We start from the raw sequence: 17,278 nt of genomic DNA on the forward strand, positions 1-17,278 counted from the left end.
CCGGTCAGATCGACTCAAGTGTATCCATAGGCCAGCGTGGGCGCGCCGAAATCACCAACTCATCCGACTGCCCCGCCATCAGGCGCTGGCAGCCCGCGTAGGCAATCATTGCGCCATTGTCGGTACAGAATTGGGGCCGCGCATAGAACAGGCCCGAGCGCTCCTTGCGCACTACCTCATCCAACCGGGCCCGCAGCCGTTTATTGGCGCTGACGCCCCCGGCAATCACCAGCTGCTTGAGACCGGTTTGCTGGAGCGCACGGCGGCACTTGATCGCAAGCGTTTCCACAACCGCTTCTTCAAAGGCAAATGCGATATCCGCCATTGTCTGCGGGTCAATCCGGCCCGCCTCGTCGCGCTCGGCATTGGCCGTATTCAAGGTAAAGGTCTTGAGCCCCGAGAAGCTGAAATCCAGCCCCGGGCGGTCCGTCATCGGACGCGGAAAACGATAACGGCCCGGCGTTCCATTCTCGGCCAGGCGCGCAATCAGGGGGCCTCCCGGATAGTCCAGTCCCAGCATTTTGGCCGCCTTGTCAAAGGCCTCACCCGCCGCATCATCCAGTGACTCGCCGAGCAACTCATACTGACCGATGCCGTCCACGCGAACCAGCTGGGTGTGGCCACCGGATACCAGCAGGGCAACAAAAGGAAACGACGGCGGGTTCTCCTCCAGCATGGGGGCCAACAGGTGCCCTTCCATGTGGTGCACCCCCACGGCAGGAACTCCCAGCCCCAGCGCCAGTGCACGGCCAGTGGAAGCGCCCACCATCAAGGCACCGATCAGTCCCGGCCCCGAGGTGTAGGCAACGGCATCCACATCAGACAGCTCCAGCCCGGCTTCGGCCATCACTTCCCTGATCAGCGGCAACAGCTTGCGCACGTGATCCCGTGATGCCAGTTCGGGCACCACACCGCCGTATTCGGCATGCATTTTCACCTGGCTGTACAGCGCATCTGACAGCAGCCCCTGCTCACTGTCATACAGCGCTACGCCGGTTTCATCGCAGGAAGTTTCAATGCCCAGCACTCGCATAGCGGCCCCTTCAATTCAACACCATTAAAACTGGGCACATTATCCCTGCAGCAGCACACAAAATACAGCCTTCTTCGCTTTACATGACGCAGGGGCCTCACTAAAATATGCGGCCTTGTTCTTTATCCTCGTGATAGAGGTCATTCACCAACCTTAAGGGAGCATTTCATGCCTCAGGTAAAAGTAAAAGATAACGAGCCGTTTGACGTTGCTCTGCGTCGCTTCAAGCGTTCCTGCGAAAAAGCCGGCATTCTGGCTGAAGTTCGTCGTCGTGAGCACTACGAAAAGCCGACTGCTGTTCGCAAGCGCAAAGCAGCTGCTGCCGTAAAGCGTCACGCCAAGAAACTGCAGCGTGAGCAGTCTCGCCGCGTACGCCTGTACTAATCTGAAGACTCTGCACATCTGACCTGCAGCACTTGCCAAGGAGCATCCCATGTCTGATCTGAAAGCAACCATTACAGAACAGATGAAAGATGCCATGCGCGCCAAGGACAAAGTCCGTCTTGGCACCATTCGCCTGATCCAGGCCGAATTGAAGCGCATTGAAGTGGACGAGCGCATCGAACTCGATGACGCCCGCATCCTGACGGTGCTGGACAAGATGGTCAAACAGAGACGAGACTCCATTACCCAGTACGAGGCGGCTGAGCGCCCGGAACTGGCAGATAAGGAGCAGCAGGAGCTGGAGGTGATTAAAACTTTCCTGCCGCAGCCACTCAGCGATGCTGAGATCGCTCAGATTATTGACGCCGCCATCGCCGAATCCGGCGCCTCATCCATGCAGGACATGGGTAAAGTGATGGCATTGGTCAAACCTCAGGTTCAGGGTCGTGCCGACATGGGCAGGATCTCGGGACTGGTGAAGCAGAAACTCTAAGGGTCCGCGCCACGCAGACCTGTCCGCAACGGAGCGAAGATGGCAGGTCGAATACCGCAACACTTTATTGACGACCTTCTGGCCCGCATCAACATCGTTGATGTCATTGACGGTCGCGTCAAGCTCAAGCGCGCAGGCAAGAACTACTCTGGCCTCTGCCCCTTCCACAAGGAAAAAAGCCCGTCATTCTCGGTCAGCCCTGACAAGCAGTTCTACTACTGTTTTGGCTGTGGTGCCGGAGGCAATGCCGTTGGCTTCCTGATGGAGTATGACCGCCTCAATTTTCCCGAAGCCGTTGAAGAGCTGGCCAAGCTCGCCGGCATGGAAGTCCCCCGTGATGAAGGCCGGCCGATCGACCACCAGCGGGAACAGCGCATCAAGCGCCAGTTTGAAGCACTTGAGCAGGCCAACGCCTTTTTCCAACAACAGCTGCGCCACGCCCCTCAGCGCGACAGAGCGGTCAACTACCTGAAGCAGCGCGGCCTCAGTGGCCAGATAGCCGCCGCATTCGGCATCGGTTACGCCCCCCCCGGCTGGGACAACCTCCTGACCCACTTCAATGATGTCGAGAACGCCACCGAGCTACTGGAACAGGCCGGCATGGTGATTCATAACGAAGAGAAGCAGAGCCATTACGACCGTTTTCGTGACCGTATCATGTTTCCGATCCGTGATGTACGCGGACGTGTACTGGGCTTTGGCGGGCGCGTACTGGGGGATGACAAGCCCAAATACCTGAATTCACCGGAGACACCCACGTTCCACAAGGGGCGTGAGCTGTACGGACTGTATGAAGCACGCAAGCACAGCAACCACCTTGACCGCCTGCTGATCGTAGAAGGTTATATGGACGTGGTCAGCCTGGCCCAGCATGGCATCCACTGGTCCGTCGCCACCCTCGGGACCGCCACCACTGCCCAGCACCTGGAGCGGCTTTTCAAGCTGGTACCGGAAGTCATCTTCTGCTTCGATGGCGATCAGGCCGGCCGCACGGCGGCGCTGCGCGCGCTGCACACGACCCTCCCGGTCATCAAGGATGGCCAGGAAGCGCGCTTCCTGTTCCTGCCCGACGGCGAAGACCCTGACACGCTTGTGCGCCAGGAAGGGGAAACCGCCTTCAGCGAGCGCGTCAGTCAGGCACTGCCCCTGAGCGAATTTTTCTTCAAGTCTCTGACAGAAGACGCCGACCTCAGCAGCATGGATGGGCGCGCCCGGTTCAGCAACACCGCCCTGCCACTGATACAGGCCATGCAGCCCGGCCTGCTGAAACAGATGATGATGGACCGGATCTGCGAGATCACCGGCCTGTCCATGGAACAACTGGGCAGCGTTATCGACCTGCACCAGGTCACCCACACGGCTTCCGAACCCAGCCCGATGGAGGCACCCCCACCCGCTCCCGAGCACCGTTCTCCGATGCCCGCCCCCCGGAGCAGCCAGAGCGGCCAGCGCGCCTCTCGCAACCTGGTCAACCAGGCCATTTCGATTCTGCTGCACCGCCCGGCACTGGCCAGTGCTGCACCGGAAGCCAGCCAGTTTGCACTGGTGGACGAGCCCAACATCGAAGTGCTCATCCACGTACTGGAATACCTGCAGCAAACACCCGACAGCTCCCTGGGAACACTGCTGGTAGACTGGCAGGATGACCCGGCAAGGCGGGCCGACTTGATGCTGCTGAACGAGATCGCCCACCTGGATCCTATCCTGGGCGATGTAGATGCAGGCGCACTACTTCAGGACACCCTCAAGCGCCTGCTGACTCGACGGCAGGAAGCAAAATTGGACCAGCTGTTGAAAAAATCACGACAGACCCCATTAACCGATGAGGAAAAGCGGGATCTGCAACAGCTACTGCTGGACAGACACAGATGAAACCAGCGCTGAATCTTCGGCAAACATCTGATTTCTGGTCTATTCTCGTATCTACATACGGCTTTTGAGCTTATCCGATACCCACGGCAGTAGCCGTTAGTACCCTAATTCGGTATAATATCGCGCTCACTTTTCCGCCACCAGTCACATCAGCTTTCATTCGTTGCAGGGGCTCTATGTCAGATAAATCCCAACAGCAGTCTCGACTTAAGGAACTGATCGCCCGAGGTAAAGAGCAGGGCTATCTAACTTACGCCGAGGTTAACGATCATCTGCCGGAAGATATCGCCGATCCCGATCAGGTCGAAGACATCATCCGCATGATCAACGACATGGGCATTCGCGTTGCTGAAGAAGCGCCCGATGCCGAAGACCTGTTGCTGACCGGCGGCGACTCTGCTGAAGAAGCCGACGAAGAAGCCGTTGCGGCACTGGCTGCGGTTGAGTCCGATGCCGGCCGTACCACTGACCCTGTTCGCATGTACATGCGCGAGATGGGCACGGTGGAGCTGCTGACCCGTGAAGGCGAAATCGACATTGCCAAGCGCATCGAGGAAGGCATTCGCGAAGTGATGATGGCCCTGTCCCGCTTCCCGGGCAGCGTCGAAATCATTCTGGACGCCTACAACCAGGTGCTGCAGGAAGAAGGTCGCCTGAGTGACATCTTCAGTGGCTACATCGACCCCGATGCAGACGTGCCGGAAGAAGAAACGGAAGCTCCTGTCGACGTGGACGACGAAGATGACGAAGACGACGACGAGGATGATGACGACAACAAGAGTGATGACGACTCCAGCGACGAGAAGGAGCGCGGACCTGACCCCGAAGAAGCCCGTCAGCGTTTTGGCCTGATTCAGGACAGCCTGGAAAACCTGTACGCAACCGTACAGCGTGGCGGTTCGGCGGATGAAATCGAGTTTGCAGCCATGTCTCTGGCCAGCGCTTTTGCGCCGATCAAACTCTCACCCCGCTTCTATGACCTGCTGGTTGACCGAGTACGCGACTGCATCGACAGCATCCGCAAGCAGGAGCGCACCATCATGCGCATCTGCACCCAGCGCGCAAAAATGCCGCGTCCGGTCTTTATCAAGACCTTCCCGGGCAACGAAACCAGCCAGGAATGGCTGGACAGTCTGGCCAACAGCGACAAGCCCTATTCAGCGGCTATCAAACGCAGCATGCCCGACCTGCAGCGCGCCCAGCGCCGCCTTCGCATGATCGAAGAAAACGTCGGCCTGAGCCTGGCGGATATCAAAGAGGTCAACCGTAACCTCTCCATCGGCGAAGCCCGTGCCCGTCGCGCCAAGAAAGAGATGGTGGAAGCCAACCTGCGTCTGGTTATCTCCATCGCCAAGAAATACACCAACCGCGGCCTGCAGTTCCTGGACCTGATTCAGGAAGGCAACATCGGTCTGATGAAAGCCGTGGACAAGTTTGAATACCGCCGTGGTTACAAGTTCTCCACGTACGCCACCTGGTGGATTCGACAGGCGATCACCCGCTCCATCGCGGACCAGGCCCGTACCATCCGTATTCCGGTTCACATGATCGAAACGATCAACAAGCTCAACCGCATCTCACGCCAGATGCTGCAGGAGATGGGCCGTGAAGCCACACCGGAAGAACTGGCCGAACGCATGGAAATGCCAGAAGACAAGATCCGCAAGGTGCTGAAGATCGCCAAGGAACCGATCTCCATGGAAACACCTATCGGTGATGACGAAGACTCCAGCCTGGGCGATTTCATCGAGGACACCACCCTGTCCTCACCGGTGGATACCGCAACCGGCGAAGGCCTGCGCGAAGCGACTCGCGAAATTCTCTCCGGCCTGACTGCCCGTGAGGCCAAGGTACTGCGCATGCGTTTCGGTATCGACATGAACACCGACCACACCCTTGAGGAAGTGGGCAAGCAGTTCGACGTGACCCGTGAGCGTATCCGTCAGATCGAAGCCAAGGCCCTGCGCAAGCTGCGTCACCCGAGCCGCTCTGACCACCTGCGCACCTTCATCGACGAATAATCGTTTATTTTCATCATATTGCGCCAATGATAGGACATGCTATCATTGGCGCCTCCTCTCAGGGCCTATAGCTCAGTTGGTCAGAGCAGTGGACTCATAATCCATTGGTCGCAGGTTCAAGTCCTGCTGGGCCCACCAACAAACCCCTCAAAAACCCATTAGATTCAGCAAGTTATGCTGAAACACCCAAAGGGATTTTGTTCCGCGTCACCTCTGGATTCTCATTCGGTACAATTTCGGTACACTGGCAATGCGCAAGCAGTACAGTCAGGTACAGGGAAAGTGTGAGGAAACAGTATGGCAACGATTGTCAGAACAGAGTCCAAAACCTGGAAAGCCATGATTCGGAAGAAAGGCTTTCCCACCACTGTCAAAACCTTCAGAACCAAACGTGACGCCGAAGACTGGGCACGCCGCACAGAAGATGAAATGGTGCGCGGTATCTATATCCAACGAGCACCCGCTGAGAAGATGACCTTCAACGCTGCACTGGATCGATACCTGAGCGAAGTCACACCCACCAAACGCCCCAAAACCCAACAAGCCGAGCGCACTCGTGCCACGCCGCTAAAAGCATTTTTCGGCAAATACTCACTTGCCACAATTAGCGCAGAATTGGTCGCCGAGTACCGCGATAAACGTTTGGCAGGTGAAGACCGCCTGGACAAAGACGCCAATCCTCGCCCCCGCTCTGCGAGCACAGTCCGCTTGGAAATGGCGTTGCTGGGCCACCTCTTCACCACTGCTATCAAGGAATGGGGGATTGGCCTCACCTACAACCCGGTGACTAATGTACGCCGCCCTGCCCCAGGCGCAGGCCGTAACCGTCGCATTTCCTCAGAGGAAGAGCAGCGCCTTCTCAGCGCCGTTGATGCTCACTCCAACCCGATGCTTGGCTGGATCGTCAGAATCGCCATAGAGACCGGTATGCGTTCCTCAGAGATCACATCTCTGACACTGGGCCAGGTCAATCTGAAAAAGCGCATAGTTACCTTGCTGGAAACCAAGAACACCATGCCTCGAACGGTCCCTCTTACATTAGCAGCCGTTGAGCAGTTTCAGCAGGCCATCGACAACCCTGTTCGCCCACCAGACACAAATCTTGTCTTTTTTGGCGAGCCCGGCCGGGATGGTATGCGCAAGCCCTACAGCTTCAACAAGGTCTGGATGCACATCAAGAAAAGTGTCGGACTCGCTGACCTGCGCTTTCATGACCTACGCCATGAAGCCGTCAGCCGCTTTGTTGAAGGCGGACTAAGTGATCAACAGGTTGCCGCGATCAGTGGTCACAAATCTATGCAGATGCTGCGGCGCTATACACATTTGCGAGCTGAAGACTTAGTAGACCAGCTGGATGCCATTGAACAGAAGCGTTCACAAGCCCCTCGAAAAACATCACTGTGAACAGTATGAAATTTCTCCTGAAACAGAACAGGATACGTTGAGGCCGCCAGGCCGAATAAGTTGCAGTATTTGCTAGATCGCCACTTGTGGCGGTATAGCAAATACCTATCCTGCCTGCTATCAAAACGACATTTTAGCGACCGACTGGAACTTAAAGGCCAACCCCCACTGTAACAATGGGATAATTTTGAATTATTTATAATATTTTTTCATATAAACATCGATTTTAATCGTCTCAGTTAATCGAGTGTCTTTAATGTGTCCTTGCTGGTCGCTAATCTGTCTCTAATGTGTCCCTTCCCTGTCGCTAATGTGTCTTTAATCTTTATTAATCAATAAGTTACGATATATCGTAAGTATACAAACCGGTTCGATATTCATAACCTTCGTAAGGCAAGCATCAATTACGGAGGATTACATGATGACTATCGAGGACTCCCTTCTCGACCGTTTTGGCCCCCTGCTGAGCCTTCCTCAGTTGGCCACTGTTCTTGACCGTTCACCAGAAGGACTGCGCATCAGCCTGCGCTCAAACAACTACTGGGCAGCCGAGATCAACCAGGCAAAGTTGAGGGTCGGTCGGCGCGTCTATTTCCGCACCTCCCAGATTGCCGAGCTGCTGGATAGTAACAAGCTCTGTAGTGATCGGGGGTGAGATATGGCGATTGATATTCTGACAGCCTTTACTGAAGCACCACCAGCGATTGATTACGTTCTGCCTAACATGGCTGCTGGCACCGTAGGTTCACTCATATCGCCTGGCGGTGCTGGTAAGTCTATGCTCATTCTGCAATTGATCGCACAGGTTGCCGGGGGCCCTGACCTATTGGAAATAGGTCAGCTACCTGTTGGGCCAGTGATATACCTACCTGCTGAAGATCCACCTGCAGTTATCCATCACCGGTTACACGCTCTTGGAGCACACCTTACTGCTGAGCAAAAGAAAGCCGTTGCAGATGGCCTACTCATTGAGCCACTCATCGGCAGATGCCCTAACATCATGACTTCCAGCTGGTTTGATGGACTTAAAAGAGCTGCCGAGGGTCGTCGCCTGATGGTCTTGGATACCCTCCGCCGCTTCCACATCGAAGAAGAAAACGCAAGCGGACCTATGGCTCAGGTCATTGGCCACATGGAGGCTATAGCTGCTGACACAGGCTGTTCTATCGTGTTTTTGCACCATTCAAACAAAGGTGCTGCAATGATGGGCAACGGCGACCAACAACAGGCTAGCCGTGGATCATCCGTGCTAGTCGATAACATCCGGTGGCAATCCTACCTGTCAGGTATGACGCAAGCCGAGGCCGAGGAATGGGGCGTTGATAGAAGCCAGCGTGGATACTTTGTCCGCTTTGGCGTCAGCAAAGCAAACTACGGCGCGCCTGTCCAGGAATGTTGGTTCAGGCGTCACGAAGGCGGCATCCTCAAACCTGCTGTACTTGAGCGACAGAAACACTCCTCAATTACAGGGCTGAAGACCGTAGCGAGGAAGAGCAATGACAACTGGTAAAAGAGACTCGCCTACGAGCACAGTATTGCTGGCTCGATTGATGATTTATCAGCCGAGTCAGCGCCCAAAGGAAACTTTAGGTGAATGGATGGAAACGGTATTTGGCCGATGCCGGGTAACCGGCAGGCTAGGCCAGCGTCACGCCGATATCGTCGAGTCCATACTGTATGTGGCCGAGCGACGTCGTGAAATTTCTGATGGTGGCGTTGAACTGTTGGTTGATCCTGCAGAGCTGAGGCGAACCCTGTCAGATCACCAGTACAGCCTCGACCGCCTCAAAAAACTATTAATCGACTTACGATCCGCAACGATAGAAATCGTGACGCCACAAATGGAGCTCACTGGTGACAAAATCCTTGGCGGCTTGATTGACCATGTCATCCCATCACCTATGACGCGCCGGAACCCTCTTACTGGCGGCAAACGACATATGTGGCGTGTTCGGTTGGGTGTTGCCCTGGTAATGCTAATGGAGCGGGATTTATCCTTGTACTACCATCCTGCTCCTATTGCCAGACTGCGTCATGGAATTAGTCAAGCAGTTGCCCGGCATGTGCTCTCGCACAAAAATGTCCCAGCCGGAGGCTGGCATCTGGACACACTGATTAACGCGGTATGTGCTGATGTAGCCAGCGGCACGAAGCTGCGGGCCTACCGAGATCGAATAAGGAGCGATGCCAACGGATTAATCAAAATTGGCATAGAGATAAATTCAACAAACAGGGTAAAGCGTTCCACAGCGGCCCGATAGCGTTACACACCGGCCCGAAGGCGTTATACAGCGGCCCGGGAGCGTTACACACCGGCCCGATTTTTTGCATTTTTAGCAGGATATTCAGGATATCTCAGGATATCCATAAGGCGTAACCGCCCGCTTGATACGGGCGTTTACACCTTGGTAGATACAGCCTTGGAGGCTGTATCAATCGGCCTTTGGCCGATAGTTGAACGCCAAAAAGAAAGGTCTCCCTCCCCCAGCTGCACACTTGCGTTGACTCATTGAAAAAATCTCAATGACACAGCAATACCCACAAACAAACAAACAAACAAACAAACAAACAAACAAACAAACAAACAAACAAACAGCTTGGCTGAATTCGGGTACAACAAGAAGGGATCGGTAGCCAGGCAGAAGTTGCTGCTCCTTTTTGGCGTTAAAAGCCGGGCAAAGCCCGGCACAGTCTGTATTGGCAATGGATCAGCCAAGTGACCAAGGGAGGAAGGGGGGGGGTAATTATGCGTACCTATCTCCTTGAAATCAGGAGACTTCGTTCGCAGTTATCACGCGTTTAGGTTGTGGTTTCCATTGACAGGCTCAGGCCGCCAAGAGACGGCTTTCATAATGAATGGATAGCATACAAGCAGCATAAACCAGGCTACCCATGAACTCATGATGGCCATCCCTACCCACAACAGTGCAATCACCAACCAGACCAACAGGTACCAGGCGGGTGCTTGCGGGCGTTCAGTCTTCATCATTGACTCTCCCTGCTGGTGATCTATAGGACTGCTCAGAACTGTCCTGTGAGTTACTTTCAGGCTTAGAGGGGGGGCGATTATGCGTGGCCTGTGAGGCCTCATTTGGCGTACCACCTTCGTTAATAGATGGTGCTGCTCCAATAGAACCGCTCATACCACCGGTATGGTCGCTGCTCTGCTGGCCAACCTCACCGGTAGAAGCGCTACCACCCTCCGACATACTAAGCCGTTCAGCACGGAGCTTCTGGGCCATCGAGCCGCCGAAAGAAGCATGACTAGCGTTATAGTCCCCCATTATCTTGCCGCCCAGGGTTTCACCTGCTGCCTTAGCCAAGTTCTTCACAGTCTGGCCAGCATGGGCCATCCGCCCACCACCCGATGCCCTACCGGCTGCAGACGAGGCACTGCTCGGCGTTGGAAGCGGTCCTGCTCCTGTCTTTTCAGTTCTACCACCGCCTATAGCCCTTCCTGACTGAATACCAAGAAAGGAGCTACCACCTGACACTGACGCTGATGCCTGCGCCCCACCCCCGACCTGCTCACCAGCCAGTTTCGAGGCTTCCAGCACCGCCATAGCACTGCCTGCAGCCCCTACAGTAGCGCCCAGCGCTGCCGATCCAGCAGCGCGTGCCATGCCGCCCACTGTCGGCGTTGCAGCACCGAGGGAAGCTCCGTTGATTATTCCCTGCACTGCATCGGGGATCATCTTGACCAAAATAACCATCATCAACAACACGCCAATGATGGCCAGAATAGCCCTGAACGAGTCGTGCTCCTGATCCATAGCCCATTGATGGATGAACTGTTCGCCCGCCCCTATAACCAAAAACATCACATAGAGTTTGACCCCGATACTGATGGTATAAGTGATGTACTTTTTCGCGTAATCAACCGTCCATTGCGAACCACCAAACCCCAGCAACACAACACCTGCCGCAGTGACCACGTACATTTCAGCCATTACGAAGAAAGCATATGCCGCTATCAGCGTGTATAAGATCACAACGGGTAATGCCAGAATGGTATAGGCGATCCGGCTAAGACCACTGCCAGCCGAAATAATATCCCCACCGAGCGTAAATCCGCGCTCCAGGATCTCCGGCACACTCATGCTCAAGCTAGTACTGGTAGCCTGTCCGCCGATCCAGATCCAACCTTTGATCATGGTTTCCGCCAACTGCTGCCCACCCTGAATCAGAAACAGGAAGAATCCAGTAAAAATAACCAGCCTGACGAACTCTGCCACGAACTCGCCCAGATCAGCGTTCCGCAGCACCATCTGGCTCGCTGACCAGGTATAGGAAATCACAGCCAGCGACAGTAGCAACCAGGTCGCTATCTGCTGCAACGGGGCGTACCACAAGGCTACGGAGTCTCGGAATCCCTCCTGCAGGTCGCGGACTATATCGCCATCGGCGGCGGCAACGGGCCCGCTGAATAGCACAAGGCCAGCATAAAGTAATGGGTATAGCCGAAGGCTCATCGTTCACCCTCCCCGTTTCCTGAACTGAACAAGTCATCACTGGTGATCGGCTTCTTTGAAGATGGCGCGCTGTCACGTGGGACTGTGGCACGCTCCCAGGCCGCATCTTCTTTCGCCTTTCCGTTCTGCCAAAGGGCCACTGCAGCTGCGATGGTCGCTACCAAGCCAGCAATGACAAAAAGCATTTTGGTATTGATATTCATATCTCACCTCAAAACAGGTCATTGGCTTGGATAGGCTGCTGGGTATCAGGGTTGTTATCACGCGGAGCAACGGCACGATGCCAGGCGGAATCATCCTCTGCTTGCCGGTCCACCTGACCACCTACATGGCTGGCCTGTAGCTGGATTTGAGCCATTTGGAGTTGCCTGAGTTTCTGGAGTTGCTCCACCTGTATAGCAGCGATGGAGCCCCCGGCTTGTAGCAATTGTTTGGTCCCAACCGCATTTTCCATTTGTAACTCGATGCTGCGCAGCGCAGAGGCCTCGCGGTCGAATTGCTGAGCTTGTAGACCAGCAGCACGTAACGCCCCACGAACGCTATCGTGGTTCGACTGTGACCAGTTTCGATATCGCTCTGCTAATGCATCATGGCTTTCTTGCTGGCGTTGAGCATAATGTTCAAAATCACGGTATTCCCGCCGATAGTCTTCGTCGATCTGCCCGGAGCTGTAAGCTACAGCTCTCCCGGTAGCGACGATTTGAGCCAAATGCTGAAGGTCGGCCAACGCTTGTTGCTTGATATGATTGGGCAGGTTGCGGAAGTTTTCGTACATAATTTCATACTGCCGAATTGTATATGCAAGGTTTTCCGCTTCCTTTATGGCCACATCAATCAATTCCGCATTGTTCAGGATTTGAGTAGCTTCCGTCGCTCCACCAGTCAACCCACCACCTCCTGAAAAGGAGGGAGGTGAAAAAGTAAAAGTTGAAATTAATAAAAAAATAGCCGCTTTCTTACTCATTTTTTTCCTCCTTGATGTACTTCCTTACATAAACAGAAAACTGGTTGTATTTAATTTGTAGCTCACCTTTTTTGTGTAGTAGAGACCAAATATCCATAGCTGTATATCCTTGGTTTAAAGCCTCCTCGATATCCTCCAGATATTTCAAGAAAACAACTTTCCCACTGCCCATTGAACTTTTCTTCTTGGCAGCATGGAGCTCTTTCAACAATCCCATAGGCATAATCCTCGTGGTACACAGTTGAAATGATAAATGCTGGAAGCGAACAGAACACTCACGATATATCGTAAGTTTATTAAAGAGCGGAGATTAATTTACGTTAACGACACAATAGAGACACATTAACGACATAATAAGGACACTTTAGCGACACTAATTAAGCAATGGTTATTAATATGTGTTTTAATATTGAAAAATATTATATATTCCACAGATTTATTGGATTGGCTTTCGGTTTTTGGTCAGTGTGTCGTTATGCGGTCGCTACATTGTCGTTTTGGATGCGGGCAGGATAGGTAAATGGTCCACCGCCACACGTGACGATGCTCCATTTACAAATAAGTTACTCGCCCAAGCGGGCTCGACATATCCTGCTCTCCGATAAGATAAGCAGCTAAAACTGTCAAACAAGGGGCCAACTCATGAGATTGAAACCAGGCAAAAAAAAGCTCAGATCAAGGTCCGAATAAGCCCTGATGACAAGGAACAGATTCGCATACTGGCCAACGATTCCGGAATGACACCTTCAGGCTTATTGTATGAACACGGATTGAGCTACCAGCCACACAGTAAGCTTGATCCAAAGGCGATAGAGAAGTTAAGCCAGCTACATGCCGAACTGAACCAAGTTGGCGACCAACTCAAAGATTGACTAATGCAGGACTCCAGCCAGATCCAGGTAGCAATACCAATACCCTTTCGCTGATCGAAGAGTTAGCTAAACTTCAACGAGTAATTCATTACCAGATCATAGAGGTAGATCAAAAACCTATTGAAATTTATTCGCAAATCCGAAAATCAATTGAAAAAATCAATAATTAATAAATCAAAAAAAGGCCTTTAATGAAAATATGCTAGACGGCAGTAAATTCAATAAAAATATTAAAATACGTATGTCTACTTCGAGCTAATCTATAACTCCACCACCGGATATTATAAAAGACTTAAATAAATAATCATTAGGACCAATAAATGGTTAGGAATACGACAAATAATCGTTCAATCAGTAAATTAATCCTTCCTAAATATATAAAACTATATAGTTTCTTACTTTTATCTATTACGTGACAGTAGAGGTGATGCTCAAAAAACCCCACCTCCACAATACAACTATCAGTATGTAAGCAAAAGACGATCGGCTACTATTTCACCCTCCAGGGTTTTGCCTTGCATTTGAAAGCGCTTAAGCATGGATTTTCCACAGTTAACGTATATTTCTCTTTCAAACAATCCATCAGGTATCGGGAGCTCACAATTAACTTCTCCCGACTTCTTCGTACCATCTATGCTCAACGCAACATAAACGCCTCTTGATTTACAAACGGATATTATCTCGCATAAATGCTCTAGCGAAAAACTTTGTCCGCCGTACAAAATCCCCTGACTGTGTGTATACGGTGGATCGCAGTAAATCACATCCCCAGGTCGCGCCATCATCATCATTTCTTCATATGAAGAGTGGACGAAATCTACATTCTTCAATCTATCTCGCCAGATATAGGCTCGCTTAGCAAACGATTCGGGACGAATCGGCTCATGAGCTCCACAAGGTGTAGACATGTACCCATCTACTTTTCTGAAGCGGACCACTCCTCCGTAGCAGGCTCTACTTAGAAATAGCAAATCAGCACCATTCGGATTTGCGTTATAGGAAGCCTTGATAGCTTCGTAACCAGCCTTCCTATCCGGACCATTCGCCTTTTCGTAACGCTCCGAATACCACTGAATAAGTAATTCAGGATCGTTCTTTAGGCACTGAAAGATCTCGACCAGGGGTTTGAATTTGTCTGAAGCCACACCTCTATGCGGGGCAAAGGTAGCAGTAATCGCACAGCTACCCATGAAGGGCTCATAGAACGTTTCATACTGATCTGGAAAAAATGACGCTATCTCGTGAGCAAATCGTTGTTTGTTCCCGACCCATTTCAACAGCTGCGTTTTGAAAGGAGCAACGTCGTTATAACTCGTTGTTTCAAGGTCAAAAAGAGCCGCTTGCATTAAATAGACCCCATCTAAATATCCTAATTTCGGATTCTTTGTCAGTTCTAAGAACATGAGCCCTCGGAGACCCGCATGGAGCAGACCATTGTTAGATCACAGAGACAGCAAAGCTCAACGAGAGACTCAATCCATCCTCAAATCATACCGCAAAAGTAAGTCTTACAGTCAGAAAGAACTTGCTGATGCTTTGAGAGTCCCTCAGTCGTTCGTTAGCAAATACGAATCAGGGGAACGACTGCTCACGGTCACAGAGGTTCTAATCATTTGCTCTGTTCTCGACAGGTCTCTGACGGATTTCGCCACTGACTTAGAATCGAGGATATTGTAGATGCAAGCAGACAGCCGCTACCTGAACCAACCTAAGCACTTCTGGGCTTATGTTAGAACGATCAGCCAAGAAGTTGGCTACACTGAGCGAAAAACATCCACTAACCCGGAATCAAAGGTAAAAATTCCAACTATCAAGGAAATTCAGAAAGCGTTCAAACGACTAGACTTAGAAACCTCCCCAATTTTTATCAATGGAGAGGTTTCTGAATTTGGTCAGAGCTTGATTTCTTATTTTAAATATCGTGCTGACGTTCTGAACGATTACGTACGCCCTCGCTTAATGGATAAGCATCGAGCCAAAGAGGTTTACGAAAGCATTCGCCGGGAGTACACACCTCGTTTCTGCGACCAACCTATGAATAAGCAGAAGGGTGATAAAAAAGCACCTGCTTATCTGACATGCATCATCAACATGATCATTGAAAAGCACATTGGAGGTCATCCGTGTAACTATGACCCTCGAGAGCTGACTACCATCACCCGAAATGGTGCCCCACTACGGACTTTGGCTAGGCGAGTCGATGGAGCTTTTCCCGCCGCAGTCAATCCAAAGGCAATCTGGGAGATAAAAGAATATTATTACACCACTACCTTCGGGAGCCGTGTAGCAGATGGCGTTTATGAAACATTACTCGACGGCATGGAGCTAGCTGAGTTGCAGGAGCACGAAGGCATTGATGTAAAGCACTATTTAATGGTTGACGACTACTTCACTTGGTGGGAATGCGGTCGATCCTACCTTTGTAGGATGATTGATATGCTTCATATGGGGTTCGTCGATGAAGTATTATTTGGCTTTGAAGTAGTCGAACGACTGCCACTGATAGTCGAGTCATGGACAAATGAGCAACACTAAAATACGAAAGGCTGTAGCTGATAGCTTTGAAAAACTGGTAGAAAACCCTAAATCTGGCGGGTCCATCTACTCAAAACTATTACAAGAAGCCGAAATAGGGCTAATGCAGGCAACTATGGAGGCTTTCAATGGGAACCAAAGCGAGACTCGAACTGTGTTAGGTATCAGTAGAGCTACTTTGCGCAAGAAATTAACAGAATACAATCTACTATACGTTGGTAAGCGGTAGTTTCCCTGGACACCATTTCTAACAGGTAGAACCCGAGCGTGATTTTTGCGCAAAGCGGCAGTGCTGGCCGCCCCTGATGCATCGTCCTGTGATATCAGGCAATTCCAGCACTGTCGCAGTGATTTCCGGATCAAGCCCCCTAACCTGCTTTTCCAGTTGCTCTAAGCACAGATCTACAACTCTGGACAATCAAGAGGGTTTCTTCATCTGGACTTCCTTTCAAGCTCTCCTGTTCGTCAGTAGTGGAATGGAATAGCCCTTCAGTATAATAATTGCCAGATAGCGTCTTACACAGATGTACCGGTACACTCCCGGTACACTCATCAGTTTGGACCCCTTACCCCAAATTACGCTAAGTTACTGTTACTAAACTACTTTCCCTTACGCTCAATTACGCTTACATCTCTTTGATTTTAAAGGATTTATGGTTTAATATCAGAACTCATAATCCATTGGTCGCAGGTTCAAGTCCTGCTGGGCCCACCATTTAAATCAAGGGGTTACGCGCTTACGGATAAGCTGCAGTACCGCAAGTGTCCATAAATTGTCCACTTTGGTACATCGTGCAAGGAGGTAGCGCATGCCAGATCCCCGCGAACGCATCGTATTTGAACGTGCGCCTTCCCCTAATGACCCCATGCCTGTCTGGCTTCAAGTGACCCTCGGAGTTGTTGCCGGTGGTGTTCTTTTGTTCGGCCTTTGGTTCGGTTATCAGAAATACCAGGAATACCGACTTGTCCGTGCACTGGAAGCAGCCTCTCAGGGCTTCCAGCAAAGCATGGAGCGTATCAATGAAAAATCTCGTCAGGCTGCCATAGAGCACCTTGAAGCCGAGAACCGTGCCCGTCAGCAGCGTTTGGAAGAAAGACGCCTTAGGCTGGAAGAGGAGCGCATTGCGCGTGAAGCTCAGCTTGAGGCTAGTTGTGGGTGCTAAGGAGGTTGTTCACGCCGGTTAAGTTCGAGATGCTGGTTATCGCCAAACAAACAGCACAGAACAAC

Annotated in this window: 19 protein-coding genes and 1 tRNA gene; 14 read left to right on the top strand and 6 right to left on the bottom strand. The window is 51.9% G+C overall.

Features of this window, described 5'->3' with window-relative positions; all coding sequences use genetic code 11:
• Positions 1 to 4: 4 nt before the first annotated feature.
• A complete protein-coding gene (gene tsaD, locus H9C73_RS08820) occupies positions 5 to 1,033 on the bottom strand; it encodes a tRNA (adenosine(37)-N6)-threonylcarbamoyltransferase complex transferase subunit TsaD (protein WP_209287454.1) in 1,029 nt (342 codons plus the stop codon).
• 168 nt (positions 1,034 to 1,201) lie between these two features.
• On the opposite strand from tsaD, the gene rpsU reads away from it, so the two are divergent.
• From rpsU to H9C73_RS08865, 9 genes are all read left to right on the top strand, one after another.
• The gene (gene rpsU, locus H9C73_RS08825; RefSeq protein ID WP_209287455.1) at positions 1,202 to 1,417 is read left to right on the top strand and encodes a 30S ribosomal protein S21; all 216 of its coding nucleotides are present in this window, start codon (positions 1,202 to 1,204) and stop codon (positions 1,415 to 1,417) included.
• 49 nt (positions 1,418 to 1,466) lie between these two features.
• The gene (locus H9C73_RS08830; protein ID WP_209287456.1) at positions 1,467 to 1,910 is read left to right on the top strand and encodes a GatB/YqeY domain-containing protein; all 444 of its coding nucleotides are present in this window, start codon (positions 1,467 to 1,469) and stop codon (positions 1,908 to 1,910) included.
• Positions 1,911 to 1,949: 39 nt separating this feature from the next.
• A complete protein-coding gene (gene dnaG, locus H9C73_RS08835; protein WP_209287457.1) occupies positions 1,950 to 3,782 on the top strand; it encodes a DNA primase in 1,833 nt (610 codons plus the stop codon).
• Positions 3,783 to 3,958: 176 nt separating this feature from the next.
• Complete coding sequence (gene rpoD, locus H9C73_RS08840; RefSeq protein ID WP_209287458.1) at positions 3,959 to 5,803, top strand: RNA polymerase sigma factor RpoD; 1,845 nt, start codon at positions 3,959 to 3,961, stop codon at positions 5,801 to 5,803.
• 61 nt (positions 5,804 to 5,864) lie between these two features.
• Positions 5,865 to 5,941, top strand: a tRNA-Ile gene (locus H9C73_RS08845).
• Between the two features lie 159 nt (positions 5,942 to 6,100).
• A complete protein-coding gene (locus tag H9C73_RS08850; protein WP_209287459.1) occupies positions 6,101 to 7,207 on the top strand; it encodes a site-specific integrase in 1,107 nt (368 codons plus the stop codon).
• Positions 7,208 to 7,625: 418 nt separating this feature from the next.
• Entirely contained in the window at positions 7,626 to 7,862 is a 237-nt protein-coding gene (locus tag H9C73_RS08855) for a DNA-binding protein (protein WP_407944008.1), read from the top strand.
• Positions 7,863 to 7,865: 3 nt separating this feature from the next.
• Positions 7,866 to 8,717: a helicase RepA family protein gene (locus H9C73_RS08860; protein WP_209287460.1), complete on the top strand. Its 852-nt coding sequence runs from the start codon at positions 7,866 to 7,868 to the stop codon at positions 8,715 to 8,717.
• Positions 8,704 to 9,468, top strand: a complete 765-nt coding sequence (locus H9C73_RS08865; protein WP_209287461.1) for an ABC transporter ATPase — start codon at positions 8,704 to 8,706, stop codon at positions 9,466 to 9,468. Before H9C73_RS08860 ends, H9C73_RS08865 begins: the two co-directional genes overlap by 14 nt.
• Positions 9,469 to 10,182: 714 nt before the next feature.
• Here H9C73_RS08865 and trbL read toward each other — a convergent pair.
• From trbL to H9C73_RS08885, 4 genes are read right to left on the bottom strand one after another with little or no spacing between them, the layout of a single operon-like run.
• Positions 10,183 to 11,679 carry a P-type conjugative transfer protein TrbL gene (gene trbL, locus H9C73_RS08870; protein ID WP_209287462.1) on the bottom strand — a complete coding sequence of 499 codons (1,497 nt, stop codon included), beginning with the start codon at positions 11,677 to 11,679 and terminating at the stop codon, positions 10,183 to 10,185.
• Positions 11,676 to 11,882, bottom strand: coding sequence for a hypothetical protein (locus tag H9C73_RS08875; protein WP_209287463.1), 207 nt, complete (start codon positions 11,880 to 11,882; stop codon positions 11,676 to 11,678). Before H9C73_RS08875 ends, trbL begins: the two co-directional genes overlap by 4 nt.
• An 8-nt stretch (positions 11,883 to 11,890) precedes the next feature.
• Entirely contained in the window at positions 11,891 to 12,643 is a 753-nt protein-coding gene (trbJ, locus tag H9C73_RS08880; protein ID WP_209287464.1) for a P-type conjugative transfer protein TrbJ, read from the bottom strand.
• Complete coding sequence (locus H9C73_RS08885) at positions 12,636 to 12,860, bottom strand: TraK family protein (protein ID WP_209287465.1); 225 nt, start codon at positions 12,858 to 12,860, stop codon at positions 12,636 to 12,638. Before H9C73_RS08885 ends, trbJ begins: the two co-directional genes overlap by 8 nt.
• Before the next feature lie 430 nt (positions 12,861 to 13,290).
• Between H9C73_RS08885 and H9C73_RS16445 the strand changes: the two genes are divergently transcribed.
• The gene (locus H9C73_RS16445) at positions 13,291 to 13,515 is read left to right on the top strand and encodes a plasmid mobilization protein (RefSeq protein WP_407944010.1); all 225 of its coding nucleotides are present in this window, start codon (positions 13,291 to 13,293) and stop codon (positions 13,513 to 13,515) included.
• Positions 13,516 to 13,976: 461 nt separating this feature from the next.
• On the opposite strand, the gene H9C73_RS08890 is transcribed toward H9C73_RS16445, so the two are convergent.
• Entirely contained in the window at positions 13,977 to 14,918 is a 942-nt protein-coding gene (locus tag H9C73_RS08890; RefSeq protein ID WP_209287466.1) for a Dam family site-specific DNA-(adenine-N6)-methyltransferase, read from the bottom strand.
• Here H9C73_RS08890 and H9C73_RS16450 point away from each other — a divergent pair.
• The 4 genes from H9C73_RS16450 (at position 14,917) to H9C73_RS08910 (ending at position 17,213) form a co-directional block, all read left to right on the top strand.
• On the top strand, positions 14,917 to 15,192 hold the full coding sequence (locus tag H9C73_RS16450) for a helix-turn-helix domain-containing protein (RefSeq protein WP_407944009.1): 276 nt from the start codon (positions 14,917 to 14,919) through the stop codon (positions 15,190 to 15,192). The two genes, H9C73_RS08890 and H9C73_RS16450, sit on opposite strands and share 2 nt — an antisense overlap.
• Positions 15,193 to 16,050, top strand: coding sequence for a DUF7687 domain-containing protein (locus H9C73_RS08900; RefSeq protein WP_209287468.1), 858 nt, complete (start codon positions 15,193 to 15,195; stop codon positions 16,048 to 16,050).
• A complete protein-coding gene (locus H9C73_RS16455; protein WP_209287469.1) occupies positions 16,037 to 16,279 on the top strand; it encodes a helix-turn-helix domain-containing protein in 243 nt (80 codons plus the stop codon). The genes H9C73_RS08900 and H9C73_RS16455 overlap by 14 nt, the downstream gene beginning before the upstream one ends.
• Before the next feature lie 580 nt (positions 16,280 to 16,859).
• On the top strand, positions 16,860 to 17,213 hold the full coding sequence (locus tag H9C73_RS08910; protein ID WP_209287470.1) for a YfgM family protein: 354 nt from the start codon (positions 16,860 to 16,862) through the stop codon (positions 17,211 to 17,213).
• Positions 17,214 to 17,278: the final 65 nt, after the last annotated feature.

The sequence above is a fragment of the Marinobacterium alkalitolerans genome (genome assembly GCF_017776525.1).
GTDB lineage: Bacteria > Pseudomonadota > Gammaproteobacteria > Pseudomonadales > Balneatricaceae > Marinobacterium > Marinobacterium alkalitolerans.